The organism is Actinomadura sp. 3N508 (genome assembly GCF_044326375.1).
Taxonomy (GTDB): Bacteria; Actinomycetota; Actinomycetes; order Streptosporangiales; family Streptosporangiaceae; genus Spirillospora.
On record NZ_JBIRAX010000007.1, the window covers coordinates 216836 to 237871 of the forward strand.

The window sequence follows — 21036 nt, forward strand, 5'->3', positions numbered from 1 at the left end:
CACTATTGACATACAGGGACGAGCCACCTACGGTTCCGGCACGGCCTGACGACGAGGAGGCAACCGTGCGGCACACGCCGGTGATGGAGTCCGAGCTTCTGGCGTTCATGAACGCCCAGGAGGGCCCCGTGGGAGCGCGGGCGGCCACCCGGCACCTGCGTGGACGCGGCTTCGACGTCAGCGAGTCGACCGTCAGCCGCCTGCTGAACGACCTCGACGAGCGGGCCCTCACCCTGTCCCTGGGAAAGAAGGGGCGGGTCCTCACCGAGGAGGGGAGCCGCGTCGCGGCCAACCAGCGACTGGACAGCCGGCGGGAGTCGTCCTTCGCCGACGCCCTGGCCCTGCGCGATGTCCACGACCTGATCGACCACCTGATCGGGCGGCGGGGGATCGAGCGCGAGGCCGCGCGGGCCGCCGCGCTCCGGGCGCGTCCGGAGGAGCTCACCCGCCTCCGGGAGATGGTCGAGACGGGCGGCGAGGCACGCTGGCGGGAGCGGCTCGCCTTCCACAAGATGATCGGCCAGGCATCGCACAACAAGCAGATCCAGGCGATCAGCACCACCCTGTTCGACGAGCGCCTCGACCTGCTCGAACGACTGCTCATCATGATCGGAATCAAGCAGGATGCACTGCTTCGGTGGGACCAGGAGCACCGCGACATCGTCGCGAGCATCTCGGACCGGGATGCGGACGGCGCCGAGCGGCTCATGGTCGTGCATCTCGACGGAATGATCCGTGAGACGGAGCACTTCGCCAACAGCGGAAACGCTCACGTCATCCACACGCTGCTCGCGGAAAACGACCTCGCGTAGAGCGCTACCCCTTATCCCCACAGCGATCACGACGACGACTCTTTCGGGAGCACGAAATGACCCACACCTGCACGCCGCCCGGCCTGGGCCGGCGCTCATTCCTCCGGGTCGCCGGCCGGGGCGCGGCCGTGGCCGCGGTCGGCTCGGCCGTCCCCTGGCTGGCCGCATGCGGCTCCAGCGCCGGCGGCGGCAACGGCTCCGGCAAGGGCCGGTTCACGGTGAAGCTCGCCTGGATTCCGAACGCGGAGTACGCGGGAATCTTCGTCGGGGCCGAGGACGGGCTCTACACCAAGCAGGGGCTCGACGTCGAGATCCTGCCGGGCGGACCGAACTCCGCGGTCGTCCCCATGGTCACGACGGACCGCGTCGACCTCGGGGTCGAGGCGATCCCGGAGAACGTCGCCACCGCCGTCGCCCGCGGCTCGAAGCTGAAGATCGTCGGCGCCGGGCTGCTGAAGAGCCCCGAGTCCTGGATCTCGCTCGCCGACCGTCCGGTCCGGAATCCGAAGGAGATCGAGGGCAGGAAGCTCGGCATCACCCTGGCCGGGAAGAACACGGCCCTGGTGTTCATGAAGCGCAACGGCGTCGACGTCAGCAAGGTGAAGCTGGTGCCGATCCAGTTCGATCCCGCGCCGCTCGCCGCCCGCGAGGTGGACGCCATCTGGGGATTCGCGTCCAACCAGCCCGTGTCGCTGGCGTTGCGCGGGGTCAGGACGCACGTGATGCCGCTGGCCGACTTCGGGTTCAACCGGATGCAGAGCGTCTTCTTCGCGTCCCAGAAGACGCTGGACGACCCCGCCGCCCGCGAGCGCGCCCGCAAGTTCATGACGGCCAGCAGGCTGGGCTGGGAGGCGGCGCTGCGCGACCAGCAGCACGCCGCCGACGTGATCATCAAGAGGTACGGCGCCAAGCTCGGCCTGAAGCTCGACGAGCAGGCCAAGTCGCTCGCCGCCATCGCGCCGTACGTCAAGGGTGACGGGTCCGGAACCGGGGCCAAGGGGCTGTTCTGGATGTCGGACGCGCTCATCGAGGAGACGATCACGAGCCTGACCAGCATCGGGATCAAGCTCGACAGGTCGCTGTTCACCAACGAGCTGCTCGGGGGATGAGGCCCGCCATGCCGGAGGAGAGAACGCTGCCGGACACCGAGAAGGCCCGCGCCACCACAGACGGCGCCCAGAGCCCCGAAGGGATTCGCACGAGCGGCCTGAAGAAGACGTTCGCCGGGAAAGGGGCGCCGGTCGAGGCGCTGCGCGAGTTCTCCTTCGAGTCGCGCCGCGGCGAGTTCGTCGGGCTGCTGGGGCCGTCCGGGTGCGGCAAGTCCACGGTCCTGCGGATGCTGGCCGACCTGGAGACGCCCACCGCCGGGACTGTCACGGTCCACGGCCGGACGCCGCGCGAGCTGCGCGAGGGGCACGGCGTCGGCATCGCGTTCCAGGACGCGGGCCTGCTGCCGTGGCGGAGCGTGGAGGCGAACATCCGGCTCCCGCAGGAGGTGGCCGGTCGCCGCGACGGCGCCGCGGTCGCCGACCTGATCCGGCTCGTCGGCCTCACGGGGTTCGAGAAGGCGCGGCCGTCGCAGCTGTCCGGAGGCATGCGCCAGCGGGTGTCGCTGGCCCGGTCCCTGGTCACCGACCCCGAACTCCTGCTGCTGGACGAGCCGTTCGGGGCCCTGGACGACCTGACCCGGCAGCGGCTCAACTTCGAGCTGCAACGGATCTGGGCCGAGCGGGGCACGACCACGGTGCTGGTCACCCATGGCATCGCCGAGGCCGTGCTGCTCTCGGACACCGTCGTTCTGATGTCACCCCGTCCTGGAACGATCCTCGACGTCGTCCGCGTCGACCTGCCCAGGCCGCGCACGCCCGAGATCCTGCAGGACACCGCGTTCCACGCGCTGTGCGACGAGCTGTCGGAGAAGCTGTTCACCAGCCGCGAGAACGGGACCGCCCCATGAGCACCGCGGCCCGGCCCCGCACCGCGCGCCTGGGCGCCCGGACTCGCATCGCGGGCCTGCGGCACGTCGTCCCGCCGCTTCTGACGGTCGCGGTCCTGGTCATCGCGTGGCAGGTGATGTCGCTCGGCGGGCTCGGGTCGCTGGTGCCGCCGCCCGCCGACGTGCTCGCGCAGATGCGGGACGACGCCGGCTACTACGTGCCGAACGCGACCGTCACCATGTCGTCCGCGTTGCAGGGGTACCTCTGGGGCAACGGCATAGCGATCGCGCTGGCGCTGTGCACGCTACCTTTCCCCCGCGTTCAGGCACTTTTCGAGCGGGTCGCGGTCGGCGCCATCGCGCTGCCGCTCATCGCCATCGCCCCGCTGCTCGCGATCGCCTTCCGCGGCAACATCCCGAGCGTGATCCTCGCCGCCCAGGCCGTGGTCTTCACCACCCTGGTCGCCGCCATCCTCGGCCTGGGCAGCGTCGACCGGACCTCGGTCGACGTGGTGCGCGCCGCCGGCGGCTCGGAGTGGACGGTGATCCGCAAGGTGCGGCTGCCCGCCGCGATCCCGAGCCTCGTCGGCGGCCTCCAGGTCGCGGCGCCCAGCGCCATCCTCGGCGCGATCATCGGGGAGTACATGGGCGGCGAGGAGGGGCTCGGGGTCGCGATGATCCAGGCCCAGGGCGCGTTCGACGTCCCCCGCGCCTGGGGCCTGGCGATCGTGACCTCGCTACTGGCCGCCGTCGCGTTCCTGGTACTGCCGCTGATCGTGCGGCTGATCCTGCCGTGGACCCGCTCGGCGGACACCGTCCTCGACGCGCGGGCGGCCCGCCCCGGCCGGCGCGACGCGCGCCGGGCCGCCCGGGTGCTGCGCGCCGCCTTCGCCGCGGTCGGGACGCTGGCGGGCGTCGTGCTCGGCTGGTGGCTGCTCGTCCTCGTCGTCCCGGGCGGCACCGAGGTCGCGCGGGGCCCGCTGGAGGTCGGGCCCTACTTCGCCACCGGCGACACCCAGCTGGTCACCGCCTCCGGCGAGGCGGAGGCGCCGCTGCCGTACATGCTGTCGTCGCTGCTGCGCACCCTCGGCGACGCCGGCGTCGGGTTCCTGGTCGGGCTGGTCCTCGCGGTGGCGATGGCGGTGGTCGCGCACGAGTTCCCGGTGATCGAGCGGGTGCTGATGCCCATCTCGATCGCCCTCCGGTCGATCCCGATCGTGGCCGCGATGCCGCTGCTCGCGCTCATGTTCGGGCGGGGGATCGTCGCCGTGACGGTCCTGATCGCGGTGATGACGTTCTTCCCGATCCTCGTCAACGTCCTGCTCGCGATGAGAGCGGTCCCGCGCAGCGCCGTGGACCTGCTCACCGCCGTCGGAGCGGGGCGCAGGCACCACCTGACGAAGCTGCTCATCCCGTACGCGCTGCCGGCGCTGCTGGCCTCGGTCAAGATCGCGCTGCCGCTGTCCATCGGCGCGGCCATGGTCGCGGAATGGCTCGCCACCGGCTACGGGCTGGGCGCCTCCATGACCGTCGCCGCGACCCTGTCGGACTACGACTTCGTCTGGGGCGGGGTCGCCATCGTCCTGCTGGCCTCGCTCATGGCCTACCGCCTGGCCGCTGCGCTGGAGGACATCGCGCTCAGCCGCCTCGAATAACCGCAAGGCACGACCAATTACGGTCCCGGACTCCGGGACGTATGAGAAGGCGAATCATGTCGAGAATCATCCTGTCCAACGTCCGTGTGAACGGCGCCGGCGACCCGCAGGTCATCACCGTCGCCGACGGGACGATCCACGCCGTCGGCACACAGCCGCCTGCCGACCTCGGCCCGGCCGACCACGTCGAAGAGCTCGCCGGGCAGATCGTCCTGCCGGGCTTCGTCGACGGCCACGCCCACGCCGACAAGAGCCTGTGGGGCGAGCCGTGGGTCCGGCGTACGTCGGAGCCGATCACCATGGAGCAGATGTTCGACGACCAGCTGCGGCAGTGGGCGGAGACCACGACCCCGGTCGCCACCCGGGCGCGCACCTTCCTCGACATGTGCGTCGCCTACGGCTCGACGTCCATCCGGACCTTCACCGACGTGGCCCCGGAAATCGGCCTCGACGGCGTCCACGGCCTGCTCCAGGTGCGCGAGGAGATGGCCGACCTCGCGGACCTGCAGATCGTCGCGTTCCCCCAGCTTGGCATCCTGCGGAAGCCCGGCACCGCCGAACTGCTCGAACAAGCCCTGCGCGCCGGAGCCGACGCCATCGGCGGGCTGGACCCCGCCGGCGTCGACGGCGACGCGGCACGCCAGCTCGACATCGTCTTCGGCCTCGCCGAGAAGTACCAGGTACCGGTGGACTTCCACGCGCACGAGTCCGGCGAGCTCGGCATCTGGCTCATCGAGCGGATCGCCGAGCGGGTCAAGGCACTGGGCATGCAGGGCAAGGTCAGCCTCTGCGACGTGTTCAGCCTGGCCGAACCGACACCGCCGCAGTTCGAGCGGCTGGTTTCGGTGCTCGCCGACGCGGACATCGCCGTCGCCGTCGGCGTGCACGGGCTCCTGCCGGTGCCCGACGTCAAGGCCCTGCACGCGATGGGCGTGCGGATGTGCCTCGGCTCCGACTCCGCCCGAAGCCGCTGGTCGCCGTGGGGCGAAGGCGACATCCTCTCCAGGGCGATGTTCATGGCCTACAAGCGCTACTGGCGCAGGGACGAAGACCTGGAGTTCGCGGTCACCATGGGCACGACCCTGGGCCGCGAGGTCCTCGGCGCCCCGCCATGCGACCTCAAGCCCGGGGACGTCGCCGATCTCGTCGTCCTCCCCGGAGAAGCGATCGGCGAGATCGTCGTGACCCCACCGCAACGAACGCTCGTCATGAAGCGCGGGAAGATCGTCGCCCGCTCCGGAACTCTGGTGCGCACATGAACGCCTTCGCATTGGCGCGAGCTGCCGCGGATGAGTTGCGCGCTCGCGCGTCCGTGGACTCCTTCGACGTCGCTTTGGTGATGGGTTCGGGCTGGGTCCCGGCCGCCGACGCGCTCGGCACCCCGTCCGCCGACCTGCTGGTCACCGAGCTGCCGGGCTTCGCGCCCCCGGCCGCCGAAGGGCACGCGGGACGCGTCCGGGTCGTGGACGTCGCCGGGCGCCGCACCCTGGTGTTCCTGGGCCGGACGCACCTGTACGAGGGGCACGGCGTCGACGCGGTCGTCCATCCGGTCCGGACGGCGCTGGCCGCCGGGGTGCCGACGATGGTGCTCACCAACGCGGCGGGCGGGCTGCGGCCCGAGCACCAGAAGGTCGGCGAGCCGGTGCTGATCTCCGACCATCTGAACCTGTCGGGCGCGAATCCGCTGACCAGCGCGACGTTCCTGGACCTGACCGAGGCCTACTCGGGACGGCTCAGGACCCTCGCGAGGGAGGTCGACCCGACGCTGTCGGAGGGGGTGTACGCGGCGTTGCGGGGCCCGACGTACGAGACGCCCGCCGAGATCCGGATGCTCCGCACGCTGGGCGCGGACCTGATCGGCATGTCGACCGTCCTGGAGACGATCGAGGCCCGGCGCGGCGGCGCCGACGTCCTCGGGATCTCGCTGGTCACCAACATCGCGGCCGGTCTGTCGGAGGAGCCCCTCGACCACGAGGAGGTCCTGGCGGCGGGACGCGCGTCCGCCGGCCGGATGGGGTCCCTCCTCGCGACCGTCCTGGCGAAGCTGTGAGCGATGCCGTGAGCGACCTGCGCCGGGACGCCGAGGAGTGGCTGGCGCAGGACCCGGACCCGGAGACCCGCACCGAACTCCGCGCGATCCTGGACGGCGGCGACGACCGGGCGATCGACGCCGTCGGCCGCGTGGACGACCTGCCGCTGGACCTCCGCTGGCCCGTCCACCGAGGGCCGGGCCGCTACCTGGACGCGGTGTCGTCCCTGAACGTCGGCTCCCCGACCCCGACTTCCCGACCGTCGCGTTCCCCAACCCCGAAGAACCCGGCGCGCTCGACCTGGCCCCCGCGCTGGCGCTGGCGCGGAGAGCCGATCTGGTGATCGCCAACGACCCGGGGGCGCGGTCACGACGACACGTTACGGGGGCGCCTCGCCGCCCTGCCGTGCCTGCGACCGCCGCGCACGCCGGAGCCGCCACGCCCGTGGTGTGGGAGCCGTCGTTCAGAGGGCGATGCCCTGCTTAGCCGGGCCGACAGCTGGTTGCACGGGCTGCGATGGATCGGCCGCAAGGTGAAGCCGTCACGCCGGTACCGCAATGGCCTGACCGACCACGAGCGCAGAACCGGCTCGATCGGCAGGTGATCCGCCCAGCTCGGGCACTGGCATGGCTGCAACGGTGCGGGCTACACGTCCGGCATCTTTGCGAGCAGCCACCGGACGCTGTTGTCGCCGCCCAGTTGCGGGGCATGCGTGATGGCCTTGTCGCACAGGTCGATGAGGTGCTGCAGTTTCCCGGTCTCGGGCAGTTCGACGTACTGGAACGTGGGCGCCATCTGCAGTTCCTCGGTGCCGCCGAATGGATCGGGGCCGAGCGGGAGCGTGACCATGAGCTCGGCGATATTGGCCAGGACGCCCTGCATCGCCGAGATGAACATGCGCTCCAGTTTCCAGCGCTCGCTGGTGGCACCGGGACGGACGTCCGCGCCGGAGGTCTCGTAGAGGACGTCGATCAGGTGCAGCACGTAGCAGTACGCCGCGTTGAAGAGCTTGCTGAGGGCGTTGGCGGTCTCGTTCTCCTCGTACATGAAGAACTGGGGGTCGTCCGGGACGTTCCAGATCGGCCCGATGGGCTCGATGCCGTCGGCGATCCGCTCGAACTTGGTGTAGTGCGGGAGCTCGTCCAGCCCGGGCTTGGGGTTGACCGGGTCGATCGGCACGGTGTGCTGACCGGTCTTGGCGCCCTCGCCCTGCTCGACGATGACCTTCAGGGCCTTCTCGGCCGTCGCGTAGTCCTCGATGAGCATGGGGGCGCCGCCGCCGTCCTTGTTCCAGTAGGCCGACACATACTGCACCTCCCGCCGGTTGTCCTTCCAGAGGTTCGCCTTGGGATCGTTGCTGAGCTTCTCCACGCCCTTGCGGAGCGACTCGTAGAACTGGCCGATCGTCTGGTACTGGCCCGCGGGCGCGACGCCCTCATCGGGCGCGGGGTCGGGCCTCTCGAACGCCATGAAGACGTCGCGGACGAGGTCCTTGGTGCACCGCCGGAGGGTCAGCAGGAGCGGCGGATGGCGGTGCAGCATGTACTCGGGGAAGTCCGGCATGAAGTTCTCGTCGTAGAACTTCACCTGGTCTCCGCAGCCGATCGCGACCAGAAGATTCCGCACCAGGCAGAGGTGCAGCATCTCCTCGATGACGATGCTGCGGATGAGCCGCTGCGCGCTCATGCCGGGGCTCCAGCGCGAGGTGCCCTGCCCGGCGATCGAGTAGCCGGCGTACAGGTACATCGGGATCGTCTGCATTTCCACGGCCGCGGCCTGGATGAGGTGGTTGCGGAGCTCCTCTTTGGTACTGATCCCGGCGGCGGGGTCGACCGGGTGGGCGTTCAGCACCTTCGGCATCGAGACTGTCGATTGACTGGCGGCGCTGGTGCTCATGGCGACGTCTCCTCGTGTTGTGACGGAACGTGGGGCGGGGCCGGAGGCATGGTCCGGGGTTCGGGACAGTGGCGAAGGACGGGCTCGCGCACGACGGGCTCGCGCAGGACGGGCCGCAGCCATCCGTGTGTGATCCACGCCCGCAGACGCACACGCGCGTCAGCGCGGACCATCGATGCGGTGTGAGCCGCGGCTTCGAGGGACGTCCCGGAGGCAAGGGCGTCCAGGAGCACGAACACGTCGGGGGCGAGCGGGGTGACGGTGACGCGGTAGTCGCGCCGCGAGATCGCCAGGCACGTCGGCCGCGGGGACGGCGGCGCCGGCCGCTCACCCGCGCGGACGGCGGCGTGGTAGCGGTGCACGGGCGCGCACACCCGCATCAGCCGCAGGCACGGGGCCGGCATCACGACGGTGGCGCCGGCGGCGTCGGCGCGGCCGGCGGCGCCCGCATGGCCGTTTACGCCGGGGGACGGCTCGCCCTCGACGCCGGGGCCGTCACAGACCTCGGCGTGGACGCGCTCGTAGCGTGCCAGGTCGATCAGTACGTCGATCCACGCCTCGCGTCGCGCGGCGGGCGCGTCCCAGTCGGGGCGGCGGGCGGTCAGGTGGTCGGCGAAGCCCTCGTCGAGGCGGGCCAGCGTGTAGGAGCGCGAAGGGCGAGCGTCCAGGTAGTCGGTGGCGAACTCGTCGAACAGCTCCGCGCCGAGCAGGACGCACAGGGCCGGGTGAAGCCGCCGCATCGCCTCCAGCAGGCGCTTGCGGTAGCCGTTGCGGTAGATGGCGAGCCCGTGCTCCGCGGTCAGCGGCCCCGCCCCGGCGAGCATCGCGGCGGCCGGGACGGCGGGATCGCCGGGGCGGGTGATGGCGTCCTGGAGCCAGTGCTGCGCCTGCTCCAGCGACGGTGCCGGCGGGTCAGCCATCGTTCACCCGGTAACGCTCCGCCTTGCGCAGTTCGCCGAGCAGTTCGGGGAACGGCGGGATGTGCTCGTCCCATTCCAGGAGCGTCGGCGTCGGCCCGGCGAGTTCGACCGCCAGCCGGTACAGATCCCACACCGGCGCGCTGACCGGACGGTCATGAGTGTCGATCAGATGGGTACCGAGGTCGGTGTGGCCGGCGAGATGGATCTGCCGCACCCGCTCGTGAGGCAACTCCCGCACGTACTCCTCCGGGTCGAAGCCGTGGTTGACCGCGGAGACGTACACATTGTTGGCATCGAGCAGCAGCTCGCAGCCCGATTCCTCGCACAGCCGCGCCAGGAACTCCCACTCGGTCATCGTCGAGTTCGCGAAAGCCGCGTAGGTGCTGGGGTTCTCCAGGACGAGGGGCCGTTCCAGCACGTCCTGGACGACGCCGACGCGGCCGGCCATGTGCCGCAGCGTGTCCTCGGTGAACGGGACGGGCAGCAGCTCGTGGGTGCTCACGCCCGCGACGCCCGTCCAGCACACGTGGTCGGACACCCACAGCGCCCCGACCCCCTCGGCCAGCCCCCGCAGCCGGTGCAGGTAGTCCATGTCGAGCGGGTCGGTGCTGCCGATCGACATGGACACGCCGTGCATGACGATCGGGTACCGCTCGGCGATCCGGTCCAGGGCGTGGCGGGGGTAGCCACCCGAATCCATGAAGTTCTCGGAAATGATCTCGAACCAGCCGACCGCGGGCCATTCGTCGAGCACGTGGGGCAGGTGCTGCGCACGCAGCCCGAGGCCCAGCCCCAGGCCGTGCCCGCCGGGGGCCGGCCGGGCGCCGCCTGGAACGGCCACCGCCTCGCTGGTCACTTGGCGTTCTTCCGCGGCGGCTCGTAGACGGGCACCACGTCGTCGGGGAAGCCCTCACCCGGCGACGGGCCGAACGGCACGCCCGCCTCGTACATGCGCTGCTCGAAGACCTTCCGGGCCCGCTTCCACACGCTCGTGCCCCGGTAGGGCCCGGCCGCGTGGATCCGGCTGATGTTGATCGGGGTGGCGCAGCTTCCGGAGTAGCGGCACTCCTGCGCGCCGGGAAGGGACTGCTCGCCCTCGTGCCCGGTGTATCCGCAGCCGCCCTGGCCCCTGCATTCGTTGGCGCCGTGGCACTCGTGGAAGACCGTCGCGCACTCCCCCATGCCGGCCATCGCGCCCGACCCGCCGCGGCCATGCCCCTGGCAGGAGTTGAGGCCCATGCACACGTGCAGTTCCGGCGCCTTCTCCTCGTGCGTCGCCTTGCTCCGCTGCTGCTCGCCGCCCTCGCGGGACTGGGCGCGCTCGCGTTCGCCTTCCTCGCCGCCGCCCATGAACGCCGAGATGTCCTGCGGTGTCAGCCGGCGGTCACGCCAGTCCGGCCCCTTGGTCGAGCCCATGCTCACTCCTTTCGTCCCTTGCCCGGACTCAGATGGCCTCGCAGTAGAAGCCGTAGACCTTGCGGGGGAGCTCCGCGTTGCCGGACGGGTAGCCGTCCGGGGAGAGGTCCCTGCACACGAAGGTGTGGTCGGTGCCGTTCCGGGAGTCGATCAGGAAGGCGCCGCGAATCTCGCCCTGCTCGGGAGCGCCGTTGACGGCCTCGCAGTGGGCGACGCCCCAGCCCTTGCCCTTGTTGCCCTGATAGGTCCGGTCGCAGACGTATCCCTGCCTGGCCGCGATGGCCGGCCCCGCCGCCTGAGCCGTCCCGGCGCACGTTAGAACGCCGCCGAGAAACACCCCGGCCGTCCCCACCATCATCACTTTCCGTGCACGTCGGCCCATGACGACTCCCTGCTCGCTGTCGGATACGGCGGCTGCCATAGCCGAGCGTGCCACAGCGACCACACAGGGTGATATCGCTCCTGCGTTCGAGTACTCGACGAACCACCGGCCGCCCCGGGGTAAGAAACGACTGTCACCAGCGGCCACAGACAGCGCCGTATCGCCTAGTCGAAGGGGATGAAGCCGACTCGCCCTTGAGCGGAACCCGGCGCGACAGCGACTCGGCCGGTGACGGACGGTGTTTCCCAGGGTGACGGACAACTGACGGAGGCGAGAGGCCGCCACGAAACAGATGTAGCCCTCACGGAGGGTCGACCACGAGCCCTGTCCTGCTCGGAGGGACCGGTCGCAGCGTCCAGCGCTGGAACGTCGCCCCTCCCAGGGACGCACCGACAAGGCCCCCGGTCATCTGCCCGCCCTAATCGACAGCGTTCAATGTGCGATCAGGGGTTGTCGGCGCCGACAGGTCGTTTCCATGCCGTCTGGTGGGCGTGGTCAGGTGGGGCGGTTTCGGTAGTGGTGGGTTATTAGGGCGGCGGCGCAGGCTAGGGCGGCCAGGCCGAGTGACAGGCTGATCACGGCGCCTACGCCGCTTCGCCACGCCACCATGTCGCCCGCCGCGCAGAGCACCAGGAGCACCCACAGCACCGGACGGACGGCTCCGCTGCGCGCGTCCGGGGCCGCGGCGGGGGAGGTCGGCGGCTCCGGGCTACTGTGAGAATCGTTCATCTTGTGCTCCGGGGTGCGGGGTTCCGGTTTCCGCGAATCACTTTAGGAACCACAAAATCCGCACACTATCCAGCTCACCTGTCCTCCGTGGTATAGCAGGCTGTACTCCCGCGACGCTTGTGGGGCGATTTGCAACCAATCGTCCTAGAGTTGTCGGCGCGAGGAGGGTGCGGATGGTGGCGGACGGGCCGGAGATCCCCCGGCGGACCGGAAGTGCATTCTCCGAGCGCGCGCGGGCCGTCCTGGACGCCCTGGAGCATCTCGTCGGCGGGCTCGGCACGGCCCTGCTGGCGTTCGTCGCGATGGCGTGGGGCACGGCGGTCGCGCTGTTATGCGTCGTCGGCGTGGGGTTCCTGGTGGCACCCAGCGTGCCGCACGCCGTACGGGCCGTGGCGTCCCGGGAGCGCGCCCGGCTGTCGCGCTGGGGCCCGGAGATCATCGGCCCCGGGCCCGCGCCGTCCCGCGTCCGCGACGCGCTGGCCGACACCGGTGTCCGGCGCGAGCTGTGCTGGGTGTTCGTGCACGGGACGGTCGGCCTGGCCTTCAGCGCGTTGGCTATCACACTCCCGATCTCGTCCGTGCAGGACATCACCTACCCCCTGTGGTGGCGGTTCCTGCCCCCGCCGGACACCGAGCTCACCGGCGTGTCCTGGAGGGTCGACAGCGACTCCGACGCGCTGCTGGTCACGATCCTCGGCCTCGGGCTGGCCGCGGTGTTCGTGCTGCTCGCGCCGGCCATGGCCCGGCTGCAGGCGTGGCCGGGACGGCGGCTCCTGGCGGCCACGTCCGACACCGACCTGTCGCTGCGGGTCGCCGAGCTGTCGGCCACCCGCGCCGCCGCGCTGGACGCCCACGCGACGGAGCTGCGGCGCATCGAGCGCTCCCTGCACGACGGCGCGCAGAACCGGCTGGTCGGCGTCACCGTGCTGCTCGGCGCCACCCGCCGCGCGCTCGACCGCGACCCGGCGGGCGCGCTCGTCATGCTGGAGCGCGCCCAGGACGCGGCCGAGCAGGCGCTGGCCGAGCTCCGCACGGTCGTGCGCGGCATCCTGCCGCCCGTCCTGGACGACCGCGGCCTCGCCGGCGCGCTGGCAGGGCTCGCCGCGAACTGCGGCGTCCCCTGCCAGGTGGACGTCGACGTGCCGGGCAGGTGCGCCGCCTCCGTCGAGGCGACCGCGTACTTCGTCACGGCCGAGGCGCTCACCAACGTCTCCCGGCACAGCCGGGCGCGGCGCGCCCAGGTGACCGTGCGCCGCCAGGGCGCCCACCTGCGGCTGAGGATCGAGGACGACGGCGTCGGCGGCGCCGACGCGGGCGGCGGTTCGGGCATCGCCGGGATCCGCGGCCGGATCGAGGCGCACGACGGCCACCTCACCCTGACCAGCCCGCCCGGCGGGCCGACGACCCTCGATGTGGAGCTCCCATGCGGATCGTGATCGCCGAGGACGACCCCCTGTTGCGCGAGGGGCTGGCGCTGCTGCTGCGCGCGGAGTCGCTGGACGTGGTGGCCACCGCCGAGAACGCGGACGCGTTCCTGGCGGCCGTCGACGAGTACCGTCCCGACATCGCCATCGTCGACGTCCGGATGCCGCCGACCCACACCGACGAGGGCATCAGGGCCGCGGTCGAGGCGCGGCGGCGCCATCCGGATCTGGCCGTGCTCGTGCTGTCGGCCTACGTCGAGCAGGCGTTCGCGACCGTGCTGCTCCACGCCGGCGGCCACCGGATCGGCTACCTGCTCAAGGAGCGGGTCGGACGCGTCGAGGAGTTCCTCGACGCGCTGCACCGGGTCGCGGGCGGGGGCACGGCCATCGACCCCGAGGTCGTCGCGCAGCTGCTCAAGCGCTCCAGCGCCGGCAGCACGCTGGACGGCCTGACGCCCCGGGAGCTGGAGGTGCTCGCCCTGATGGCCGAGGGCCTGGGCAACACCGCCATCGCCGGACGGCTCGTCGTCACCGAGGGAGCCGTCCACAAGCACATCCGCAACATCTTCGCCAAGCTCAACCTCGACCCCGACAGTACGGCGGACCGGCGCGTCACCGCCGTCCTGCGCTACCTGAACGCCAACTGCAAGGTCTGACCCCATCACAGGGTCTTGACGGTGGACCGGGTGAAGAACTCCACCTCCGCTATGCAGACCTGCCGGTCGGGGGCGGCCCCGTAGGCGGAACGTATCGTCAGCCTGACCCGCACGGCGTTGTCGCCGCGGAGCTTGAGCTTCTGCGGGCCCGGGGCGTCGTCGAGCCGCAGCGCCGTGGTCCTGCTCTTCCCATCGGAGGAGAAGACCGTCGCGTCCAGGATCTGCGGGCGGCCCTGGGTGGCGTACTGGTCGGGCTGCTTCGAGATCCCCGAAGTGATGATCACGTTGAGCAGGCGGCGGGGCTGGGAGAACGACGCCTCCAGGAAGGCGCCCTGGCCGCCGCCCCCGAGTCCGGTGCCCCAGAAGGTGTTGCTGAGGCCGTCCATCGCGAGCTTGGGTCCGTGGTTCGGGTCGGAGTGCGACGCCGTCGTCCCGTTCGGCGGTACGGGTGCCCGCTTGACGAAGTGGTCGACGACCCCGCCGGCCACGTCGTCGGCCTTCACCGCGACCGTCACGGCCAGCGCGACGCCCGCCATGACCAGCGCTACGACGGTCAGCAGGTTGCCGGGGCCGCGGCGCAGCCTCGGCCGCTCCTCCGCCCAGGGCGCCTCCCCGTCCCGTTCGCCGTGGAAGATCCGCTGCCACCAGGTGCGGGTGCGGAACCCGTCCTTGCCGGCGGCGGTCAGCCGCATCGCGCACTGGCGGCAGAAGTGCCGGCCGGGCGGGTTCGGGGTGTCGCACCAGGGGCAGGGGACACCGCCGGACATGTCCGCCCGCCCCGTTCGCACATGCGGCCGGGCCGCCTCCGGACGGCCCGGCAGGACAGGCGTCGGCCCTTGGGGGACGGGAGCGGGCCGGTTCTCCGGAGCCACCGGGATCAGCAGCCGCCGGGCGCGCTCGTCCTGCGCGGGCGGCGGCTCCCCCCACGCGGGTGGCCCCTCCTGCGCGGGTGGCCGGCCCTGCGCGGGGGGCGGTTCTTGCGCCGGTGGCGGATTCTGCGGCAGCGGAGCGACGCGACGATCCTGCGGAACGTCGGGCGGGGGCACGGGACGGCCGCCGGGTGTGCCGGGGCGTCCGGGGCGCTGCTCGGAGCGTTGCTCCGCCGGGGCCGGCCGGGGGGTGCCGCGTGGCGGTGTCCAGTTCAGCACGGCGCCGCAGCGGTCGCAGAACGAGCCGCCCTGACCGGTGGCCCCGCAGTCGACGCAAACTCCGGTCGAGGTCACTGCCCTGTTCCCTTCTTCAGAACGTGCACGGCGTAGGGGATGTGAGCCGGACGGACGGCCGCGACGAGCGCGTCCAGCCGCCGCTCGTCCACCCGGGACGGGTTCGCGACCCGCAGGAACACCTCAAGGCGCGGCTCCGGCTCGCCCGGGAACGCCCCGAGCGGACGTTCCGACCAGGCCGCGCCGCCGCTCTCGACGATCTCCGGCGTCTCGCCGAACGCCATCAGGACCGCCGCGGCGACGCCGTGCCGGGTGCCGCGCAGCCGGTGCAGCCCCGTCGCCTTCGCGACGGCGGCGCGGGCCTGCGGCTCCGTCTCGTCGCCGTGCAGCTCGGCGCCTACCCAGCCGGCCAGCCAGCCGACGAAGTCGAGCGGGGCCAGCGCGGGCGAGAAGTACGCCTCCAGGTTGTCGAGCACCGTCAGCAGCGGGGCGAGGAGGTCGTCGAGACCGGCCACGAAGCGCTGGGCGAGGTCGTCGTCCGCGAACACCGAGGGCAGCCGCGGACCGAGCGGATGCGGCGACCGCGGCCCGTCGACGGCGCCCCTCATGACGCCCCTCCGAGCACCCGGACCTTGTGGTCGTAGGAGAACACCAGGGCGGAGGCGTCCAGGTCGATCCGGTCGGACGCGTCGCCGCGCTTGCCGGTCAGCGGGTCGGCGGCGTGCAGGCGCACCTCGTCGACCAGCTCGACCCCGGGCACGCGCTGCAGCACGGCGAAGACCTCGCCCGCCTGCAGCGGGCGCCCGAACCGCCAGCCCCGGCCGTCGGAGCCGCCGGTCAGCGGGTCGAGGTGGGCGTACAGCGCGTCCAGCGCCGCGCGGCGGACGGCCTCGCCCTCGGCGGCGGCGAACGCGTGCACCGTCGCGACGACCGTGACGCCCTGGTAGAACGGCGGGCCCACGGCCAGCCGTATCCCGATCGGGCGCCGGTCGTCCAGGTAGCGGGTGACCCGGCGCAGCAGGTCGTCGCCGGGGACGAGCTGCTCGAACCGGAGCCGCCCGCCCGGGTCGGGCACCGCCTGCGGCACCACCAGGACCCGGACCGCGCCGGTGCCCGCCTCGTCCACCGGCAGGCAGCGGATCCGGGCGGTGTCGGGCGCGGCGCGGCGGGCCAGTTCCTCGTAGTCGCGCGCGGTCACCGCACGGTCCTGGGCGCGCAGCGCGACAGGCGTACGCCGTTTGGCCTCCTCCAGGGTCTCGGCGTCGACCCCGCCGCGCGCGGCCTCCCGGTTCTCGACCTGCGTGACGTACGGGACGGACGTGCGCAGCACGCTCAGCGCCCCGCGCGCCACGTTGCCGGCGCGGCCGCCGCCCGTCCGGTACCGGCGCGCGCGCAGCACCGCGCCCTTGTCCGGGACGGCGCCGTACTGCCGCAGCCCGCCGTCCGGCGTGCGGACCGCCGGGCCGAACGCGATCTCGCCGGTCGCCGCGTCGAGCCGGAAGTGGTGGTCGGCGGGCCCGGACGCGGCGAAGTGCTCGACGGCCTCCCATTCCCGCCAGCCGCCGCCCTCGGACGACTCCAGCACGAGCGAGGGGTCGCCGGCCACCACGGGGGCGTGCTCCGTCCGGAACCGCTCTCCCGGGACGCCCGCCGCCTCGCCGAGCGCCTCGTCCCGGATCGTCTCGGCGTGGACGGCCCCGGTCGTGCCGCCGACGGTCGCGGCCTCCGCCTGCCTGATGGTCGGCGACACCGAATAGAACGGCTGGCCGGGCAGCGGCTCCGTCACCCGGCAGCGCAGCCAGCCCGCCTCCTGGGCGCCGAGCCGGGACATGACGTGCCCGTCCGGCACGTGCAGGACCACCTCACCGGACCGGTTCAGGCCGCCGGTCCCGTCGGAGGCGACCTCGCACTCCCGCCAGCCCTCGCCCGTCCACGCCTCCCAGCGCAGCGGCGGCTGCCGCGGGTCGACGCCGACGCCGTCGACCCGGCTGTCCAGCCGGATCAGCACCGCGCACGACGGGACCGCCGCCGACAGCCCGAGCGCGAGCACGTCCCCCGGACGGGGCGCGGCGGAGAAGCACGCGAAGTCCTGCCCGCCCCGGACGTCGGCGGTGTGGTCGGCCGTCGTCCCGCCCTCGGGCTGCACCGCGACCGCGGCCAGCTCGCACGGCACGACCCGCAGGTCGCGCTCGGTGGCGAACACGACGGCGTCCTCGTGCTCGGTGCGCCGCGTCGCGACCTCCACCCCGGCGGGCAGCACGACGTCCTCCTCCTGCGGCGCCGACAGCCAGAACGTCACATCGGTGCGGGCGGCGGCGGGCGGCAGCAGCGTGATGCCGAGCAGGTCGAGGAACGCCACATGGTTCTTGTCCGGCACCCGGTTCAGCCGGTACACGAGCTGGTCGACCATGTGCGCGACGGCCTCGATCAGCGTCACGCCCGGGTCGGAGACGTTGTGGTCCGTCCACTCCGGGCAGCGCCGCTGGATGTAGCGCTTGGCGTCGTCGACGAACTGCTGGAAGCGCCGGTCGTCGAGGTTGGGCGCGGAAAGGGGCATCAGCCTTCGCTCTCGGGAGAAGACGGGACGGCGTACTGCGGGACGCCGCCGCCGGTTGCCGGATCCCCGGGCGGCGGCTCCCCGGGCGGCGGCTCCCCGGGCGGCGGCTCCCCGGGCGGCGGCTCCTCGTGCGACGGGATCACGTAGAACGGGAAGACCAGGTTGCGCGGGTTGTTGGTGCCGCGGACCTCGTAGCGGACGTCGATGAACAGCACCGACCCGTCGTCGGGCGACACGCTCACCCGCACGTCGGAGACCTCGATGCGCGGCTCCCAGCGGTCCAGGCTGCCGCGCACCTCGTAGGCGATGCGGCCCGTGGTCTCCTCGTTGACGGGCGCGAACACCAGGTCGTGGATCGCGCAGCCGAACTCCGGCCGCGTCGGGCGCTCGCCCGGCGCCGTCGCCAGCACCAGCCGTATCGCCTCCTCGATCTCCCGCTCCCCGGTGACCAGGACGATCCCGCCGGACGCGCTGACCCGCATCGGGAACCCCCAGCCCGCGCCGACGAACTGCTCCCCCATCACCGCACCCCGCTCAAGGAATGACCATGACCGGCTTGAAGTTCTGCGTGATCAGCCCGTTGACGTTGAGGTTGCCCTGGACCTGGACCACGCCGGTGAGCGCGATGCTCGCCCCGGTGACGGCGACGTTCGGCGCCCGGAGATCGAGCCTCGTCCGCGCGTCGACCGTCACGACCCCGCCGCTGACCATCACCGCCCGGGCCCCGGAGATGTCGACGGAGCCGTTGCTCGTGACGGCGAGCCGGGTGCCGGTCTCCCGCAGCGTGACCGACATCAGGTCGTCGCCGCTGGAGATCGTGACGCCCTGCCGGCCTGGGGCGTCCAGCAGCTCGATCCGGTTGCCGGTGCGCGAGGCCACGCTGCGCCAGTTGACCTTTCCGCCCGGCCGCGGCGCGACCACCGGCATCCGCTGGTATCTGGGCGGCCGGTCGACGCCGTTGTAGAGCCCGCCGATGACGTAGGGGTGGTCCAGGGCGCCCCGGTCGAACGCGACCAGCACCTCGTCGTTCACCTCGGGCATGAGGAGCCCGCCGCCGCCCTTCCCGCCGAACTGCACGACCCGCGCCCAGTCGCTGACGTAGTCCTTGTCCAGCCAGGGGAAGCGCAGCCTGACGCGGCCCTCGCGCTCCGGGTCGTCGTTGTCGGTGACGAGTGCGGACACCACCCCGGGCAGCCTCGGCGCGGGCGCCGCGGAGCCCCCGGAGGCCAGCCCGAACAGCGAGCGGTCCTGGCGTCCGGACACCGTCAGCCGTGTCACGTACTCCTCCCCGCTCATGAACATGTGGCGGGCGGAGGTGACGGTGTACTTGCCCTCGAAGGGCCGGCCGACATCGTTCACCGCGACCGGAAGCCCGGGGCGCAGCCTCGGGTCGCCGTGCACCTCGGCCTCCAGCTCGGCGAGGGCGGAGCCGACGTCCGCGGCGAGCGCCTTCGCGGCCGCCCGGGCCTGCGCCTGCGTCTCGTAGGGCACGCCGGTCTCGACCAGCTCGGCCTTCCCGAACGCCTTGGTCACCGCGGCGCCGGTCAGCCCGATGGACAGTTCGGGGCTCTCGGCGGCCGCCGCGGGCTCGGGCTCGGCGAACTCCCGTTTGCGCTTGGGGTCCCAGCCGCGCACCTGTACCGTGCTCGGCTGGTCCGAGGCGGTGACCCCGGCCCGCAGGCGCAGCAGGTTGGCCCCGAACCGCAGGACGTACGGGCTGGACCCGGCCTTGGCGCCCTTGCCGGGGGCGCTCTTCGCCGGTTTCGGCTCGACGAACCGGAACTTCCCCTCAGGCGAGAAGTAGAGCTCGACACCGTTCTCCTGGGCCAGCCTGGTCAGGAACTCCCAGTCGGTGACGTTCGCCTGCGTGATCATGTCGTACTTCATCGGGGTCCGGTCGATCCGGTCGACCTTCAACCCGTTCCGCGAGGCCAGCTTCCGGGCGATGTCCGAGGCGGTCATCTCCTTGTAGCCCACGACCCGCCGGTTGCGCAGGAGCCGGTGCCCCGGATCATGGCCCCGCACGATCGTGTACTTCCCGGTGCGGTCGGAGTCGACCTCCAGCGCGGTGACCTCCCCGGTGAACAGTGGCCCGCCCCCGTCCGCACCGACGACCAGGGCGCGCAGCACCACCTTGGACCCGAGCGTCGCCCCGAGGTCCGCCAGCAGGACCCGCTCCTTGTCGCGGAACGTCAGCAGGAAAGAGGCGGGCAGGTTCACGCTGGTGTCCACCCACGCCTCGACGAGCTTCGACTCGAGTTCGCTCGGCAGCCTGTGGCGGCCGACGGTCACCTGCAGCTCGTTGGTGTAGCTCACGATTCCCCCTCTAGGCCCGGATCTCGTCGGCGGCGGGGAGCAGCAGCTCCCGTCCCGGCGCCAGCCGCATCGGGTCATCGATCTCGTTCGCCTCGGCGATCACCCGCCAGGCCATCGCGTCGCCGTACTCGCGCCACGCCAGCGACTGCAGCGTGTCGCCCGCCACCAGCCGGTGGACGCTGCGCGCGGTCAGCGCCCCCGACGTCGGGTTCTGCTTGGGCGTGTCCTGCGGGATCTCCTCAAGCGAGACCCTGCACGTCGCGCGGATCGGCACCCCCGTGGAGCTGAACAGCGTGTAGGACGCGCTCACCTGCCGCACATACGCGACGAACCGCACGGTGGTGAACTCGCCCCATTCGAACAGGACCCACGGCGGCGACGCCCGGTTCGGCAGGCTCGACGGCGCCGCCCGCAGGCACGAGAACAGCGCCTCCACCTGGTCGCGCACCTTGCCGTTTCCCGGCTCGTCCGAGGAGTCGAGGAAGATCTCCACATCGAGGCTCTGCTGCTCGGTGCCGAGGAACTCCACCTCCGCCCCGGCCCGGGTCGCGACCGCCGGGCTGGAGCGCCAGTTGGCGGACTTGGTCAGCTCCAGCGCCGCCGGGTTGAACTGGAACTTGAGCGCCTTGATGAGCCCGCCCGGCTTCGTCCCCTTGCCCGCCGGCGGGTCATGGATGCTGAGCTTCGCCCGGACGTGGCTCGTCTTCCCCTTCATCAGCTCATGAACCCGTGGTGCGCGATCTCCAGCACTTCAGTCGCGACCGCCGGGCTCTCGGGATCCAGCGTCGGCCCCGTCCAGCTCACCGGCACGACCTCGAGCAGCTTCCAGCGCGCCACCACCGACCCGTCGAGCCGCAGCGCCTCGATCTCCGCCGTCGGCCGCCTGATCCCGGTGGAGACCGCGGAGATCCAGGTCGTCACCTTGACGGTCTCCTTCGTGATCGGCCTGGTCAGCCGGACGTTGGAGTGCCGCACCCGGGAGGGCAGCTGCCACACGTGCCCGTTGTTGCCGCCCTCCTCCCGCTGCTCGATGTCCACCTGGGCGGCGAGGCCGTCGCACCCGTTGAAGTCCCCCAGGCTCTCCCCGTCGATGGTGAGCCGGAAGCAGATCGTCGTCCCGGGATCCTCTTTGGGCATCGTGCAC

21 protein-coding genes and 1 pseudogene are annotated in these 21036 nt (G+C 72.1%); 9 read left to right on the forward strand and 13 right to left on the reverse strand.

Features of this window, described 5'->3' with window-relative positions; translation table 11 throughout:
• The first annotated feature begins 65 nt into the window (after positions 1-65).
• The 7 genes and pseudogenes from ACH34S_RS25355 to ACH34S_RS25385 all read left to right on the forward strand — a co-directional run.
• On the forward strand, positions 66-812 hold the full coding sequence (locus tag ACH34S_RS25355; RefSeq protein ID WP_395955281.1) for an FCD domain-containing protein: 747 nt from the start codon (positions 66-68) through the stop codon (positions 810-812).
• Positions 813-868: 56 nt separating this feature from the next.
• The gene (locus ACH34S_RS25360) at positions 869-1921 is read left to right on the forward strand and encodes an ABC transporter substrate-binding protein (protein WP_395955282.1); all 1053 of its coding nucleotides are present in this window, start codon (positions 869-871) and stop codon (positions 1919-1921) included.
• Positions 1922-1929: 8 nt separating this feature from the next.
• The gene (locus tag ACH34S_RS25365) at positions 1930-2769 is read left to right on the forward strand and encodes an ABC transporter ATP-binding protein (protein WP_395955283.1); all 840 of its coding nucleotides are present in this window, start codon (positions 1930-1932) and stop codon (positions 2767-2769) included.
• Positions 2766-4403 (forward strand): ABC transporter permease, encoded by a 1638-nt coding sequence (locus ACH34S_RS25370; RefSeq protein ID WP_395955284.1) that lies wholly within the window; start codon positions 2766-2768, stop codon positions 4401-4403. The genes ACH34S_RS25365 and ACH34S_RS25370 overlap by 4 nt, the downstream gene beginning before the upstream one ends.
• A gap of 56 nt (positions 4404-4459) precedes the next feature.
• A complete protein-coding gene (locus tag ACH34S_RS25375; RefSeq protein WP_395955285.1) occupies positions 4460-5662 on the forward strand; it encodes an amidohydrolase in 1203 nt (400 codons plus the stop codon).
• Complete coding sequence (locus tag ACH34S_RS25380; protein ID WP_395955286.1) at positions 5659-6453, forward strand: purine-nucleoside phosphorylase; 795 nt, start codon at positions 5659-5661, stop codon at positions 6451-6453. The genes ACH34S_RS25375 and ACH34S_RS25380 overlap by 4 nt, the downstream gene beginning before the upstream one ends.
• Positions 6454-6652: 199 nt before the next feature.
• Positions 6653-6796: pseudogene (locus ACH34S_RS25385) on the forward strand (hypothetical protein); the annotation flags it as partial.
• 282 nt (positions 6797-7078) lie between these two features.
• On the opposite strand, the gene ACH34S_RS25390 reads toward ACH34S_RS25385, so the two are convergent.
• The 6 genes from ACH34S_RS25390 to ACH34S_RS25415 form a co-directional block, all read right to left on the reverse strand.
• The gene (locus ACH34S_RS25390; RefSeq protein WP_395955287.1) at positions 7079-8329 is read right to left on the reverse strand and encodes a ferritin-like protein; all 1251 of its coding nucleotides are present in this window, start codon (positions 8327-8329) and stop codon (positions 7079-7081) included.
• Positions 8326-9249 (reverse strand): putative DNA-binding domain-containing protein, encoded by a 924-nt coding sequence (locus ACH34S_RS25395; RefSeq protein WP_395955288.1) that lies wholly within the window; start codon positions 9247-9249, stop codon positions 8326-8328. The genes ACH34S_RS25390 and ACH34S_RS25395 overlap by 4 nt, the downstream gene beginning before the upstream one ends.
• Positions 9242-10105: a DUF692 domain-containing protein gene (locus tag ACH34S_RS25400; protein ID WP_395955289.1), complete on the reverse strand. Its 864-nt coding sequence runs from the start codon at positions 10103-10105 to the stop codon at positions 9242-9244. Before ACH34S_RS25400 ends, ACH34S_RS25395 begins: the two co-directional genes overlap by 8 nt.
• Positions 10102-10665, reverse strand: coding sequence for a hypothetical protein (locus ACH34S_RS25405; RefSeq protein WP_395955290.1), 564 nt, complete (start codon positions 10663-10665; stop codon positions 10102-10104). The genes ACH34S_RS25400 and ACH34S_RS25405 overlap by 4 nt, the downstream gene beginning before the upstream one ends.
• 28 nt (positions 10666-10693) lie before the next feature.
• A complete protein-coding gene (locus ACH34S_RS25410; protein ID WP_395955291.1) occupies positions 10694-11047 on the reverse strand; it encodes a hypothetical protein in 354 nt (117 codons plus the stop codon).
• A 495-nt stretch (positions 11048-11542) separates the two neighbouring features.
• A complete protein-coding gene (locus tag ACH34S_RS25415; protein ID WP_395955292.1) occupies positions 11543-11776 on the reverse strand; it encodes a hypothetical protein in 234 nt (77 codons plus the stop codon).
• 173 nt (positions 11777-11949) lie between these two features.
• Here ACH34S_RS25415 and ACH34S_RS25420 point away from each other — a divergent pair, with 173 nt between their 5' ends.
• Together ACH34S_RS25420 and ACH34S_RS25425 are read left to right on the forward strand one after the other, a co-directional pair.
• Positions 11950-13212, forward strand: a complete 1263-nt coding sequence (locus tag ACH34S_RS25420) for a sensor histidine kinase (RefSeq protein WP_395955293.1) — start codon at positions 11950-11952, stop codon at positions 13210-13212.
• Positions 13200-13856 carry a response regulator gene (locus ACH34S_RS25425; RefSeq protein ID WP_395955294.1) on the forward strand — a complete coding sequence of 219 codons (657 nt, stop codon included), beginning with the start codon at positions 13200-13202 and terminating at the stop codon, positions 13854-13856. The genes ACH34S_RS25420 and ACH34S_RS25425 overlap by 13 nt, the downstream gene beginning before the upstream one ends.
• Positions 13857-13861: 5 nt before the next feature.
• Here the strand turns inward: ACH34S_RS25425 and ACH34S_RS25430 are convergent, their stop codons facing one another.
• The 7 genes from ACH34S_RS25430 to ACH34S_RS25460 are packed head-to-tail and all read right to left on the reverse strand — an operon-like array spanning position 13862 to position 21029.
• On the reverse strand, positions 13862-15079 hold the full coding sequence (locus tag ACH34S_RS25430; RefSeq protein WP_395955295.1) for an NADase-type glycan-binding domain-containing protein: 1218 nt from the start codon (positions 15077-15079) through the stop codon (positions 13862-13864).
• The gene (locus tag ACH34S_RS25435) at positions 15076-15627 is read right to left on the reverse strand and encodes a phage tail protein (RefSeq protein WP_395955296.1); all 552 of its coding nucleotides are present in this window, start codon (positions 15625-15627) and stop codon (positions 15076-15078) included. The genes ACH34S_RS25430 and ACH34S_RS25435 overlap by 4 nt, the downstream gene beginning before the upstream one ends.
• Positions 15624-17576, reverse strand: coding sequence for a putative baseplate assembly protein (locus ACH34S_RS25440; protein WP_395955297.1), 1953 nt, complete (start codon positions 17574-17576; stop codon positions 15624-15626). Before ACH34S_RS25440 ends, ACH34S_RS25435 begins: the two co-directional genes overlap by 4 nt.
• On the reverse strand, positions 17576-18097 hold the full coding sequence (locus ACH34S_RS25445; protein ID WP_395955298.1) for a GPW/gp25 family protein: 522 nt from the start codon (positions 18095-18097) through the stop codon (positions 17576-17578). The genes ACH34S_RS25440 and ACH34S_RS25445 overlap by 1 nt, the downstream gene beginning before the upstream one ends.
• 13 nt (positions 18098-18110) lie before the next feature.
• Positions 18111-19892, reverse strand: coding sequence for a VgrG-related protein (locus ACH34S_RS25450; protein ID WP_395955299.1), 1782 nt, complete (start codon positions 19890-19892; stop codon positions 18111-18113).
• A 10-nt stretch (positions 19893-19902) separates the two neighbouring features.
• Positions 19903-20607, reverse strand: coding sequence for a LysM peptidoglycan-binding domain-containing protein (locus ACH34S_RS25455; RefSeq protein WP_395955300.1), 705 nt, complete (start codon positions 20605-20607; stop codon positions 19903-19905).
• The gene (locus tag ACH34S_RS25460; protein ID WP_395955301.1) at positions 20607-21029 is read right to left on the reverse strand and encodes a phage tail protein; all 423 of its coding nucleotides are present in this window, start codon (positions 21027-21029) and stop codon (positions 20607-20609) included. The genes ACH34S_RS25455 and ACH34S_RS25460 overlap by 1 nt, the downstream gene beginning before the upstream one ends.
• Between the last annotated feature and the right edge of the window lie 7 nt (positions 21030-21036).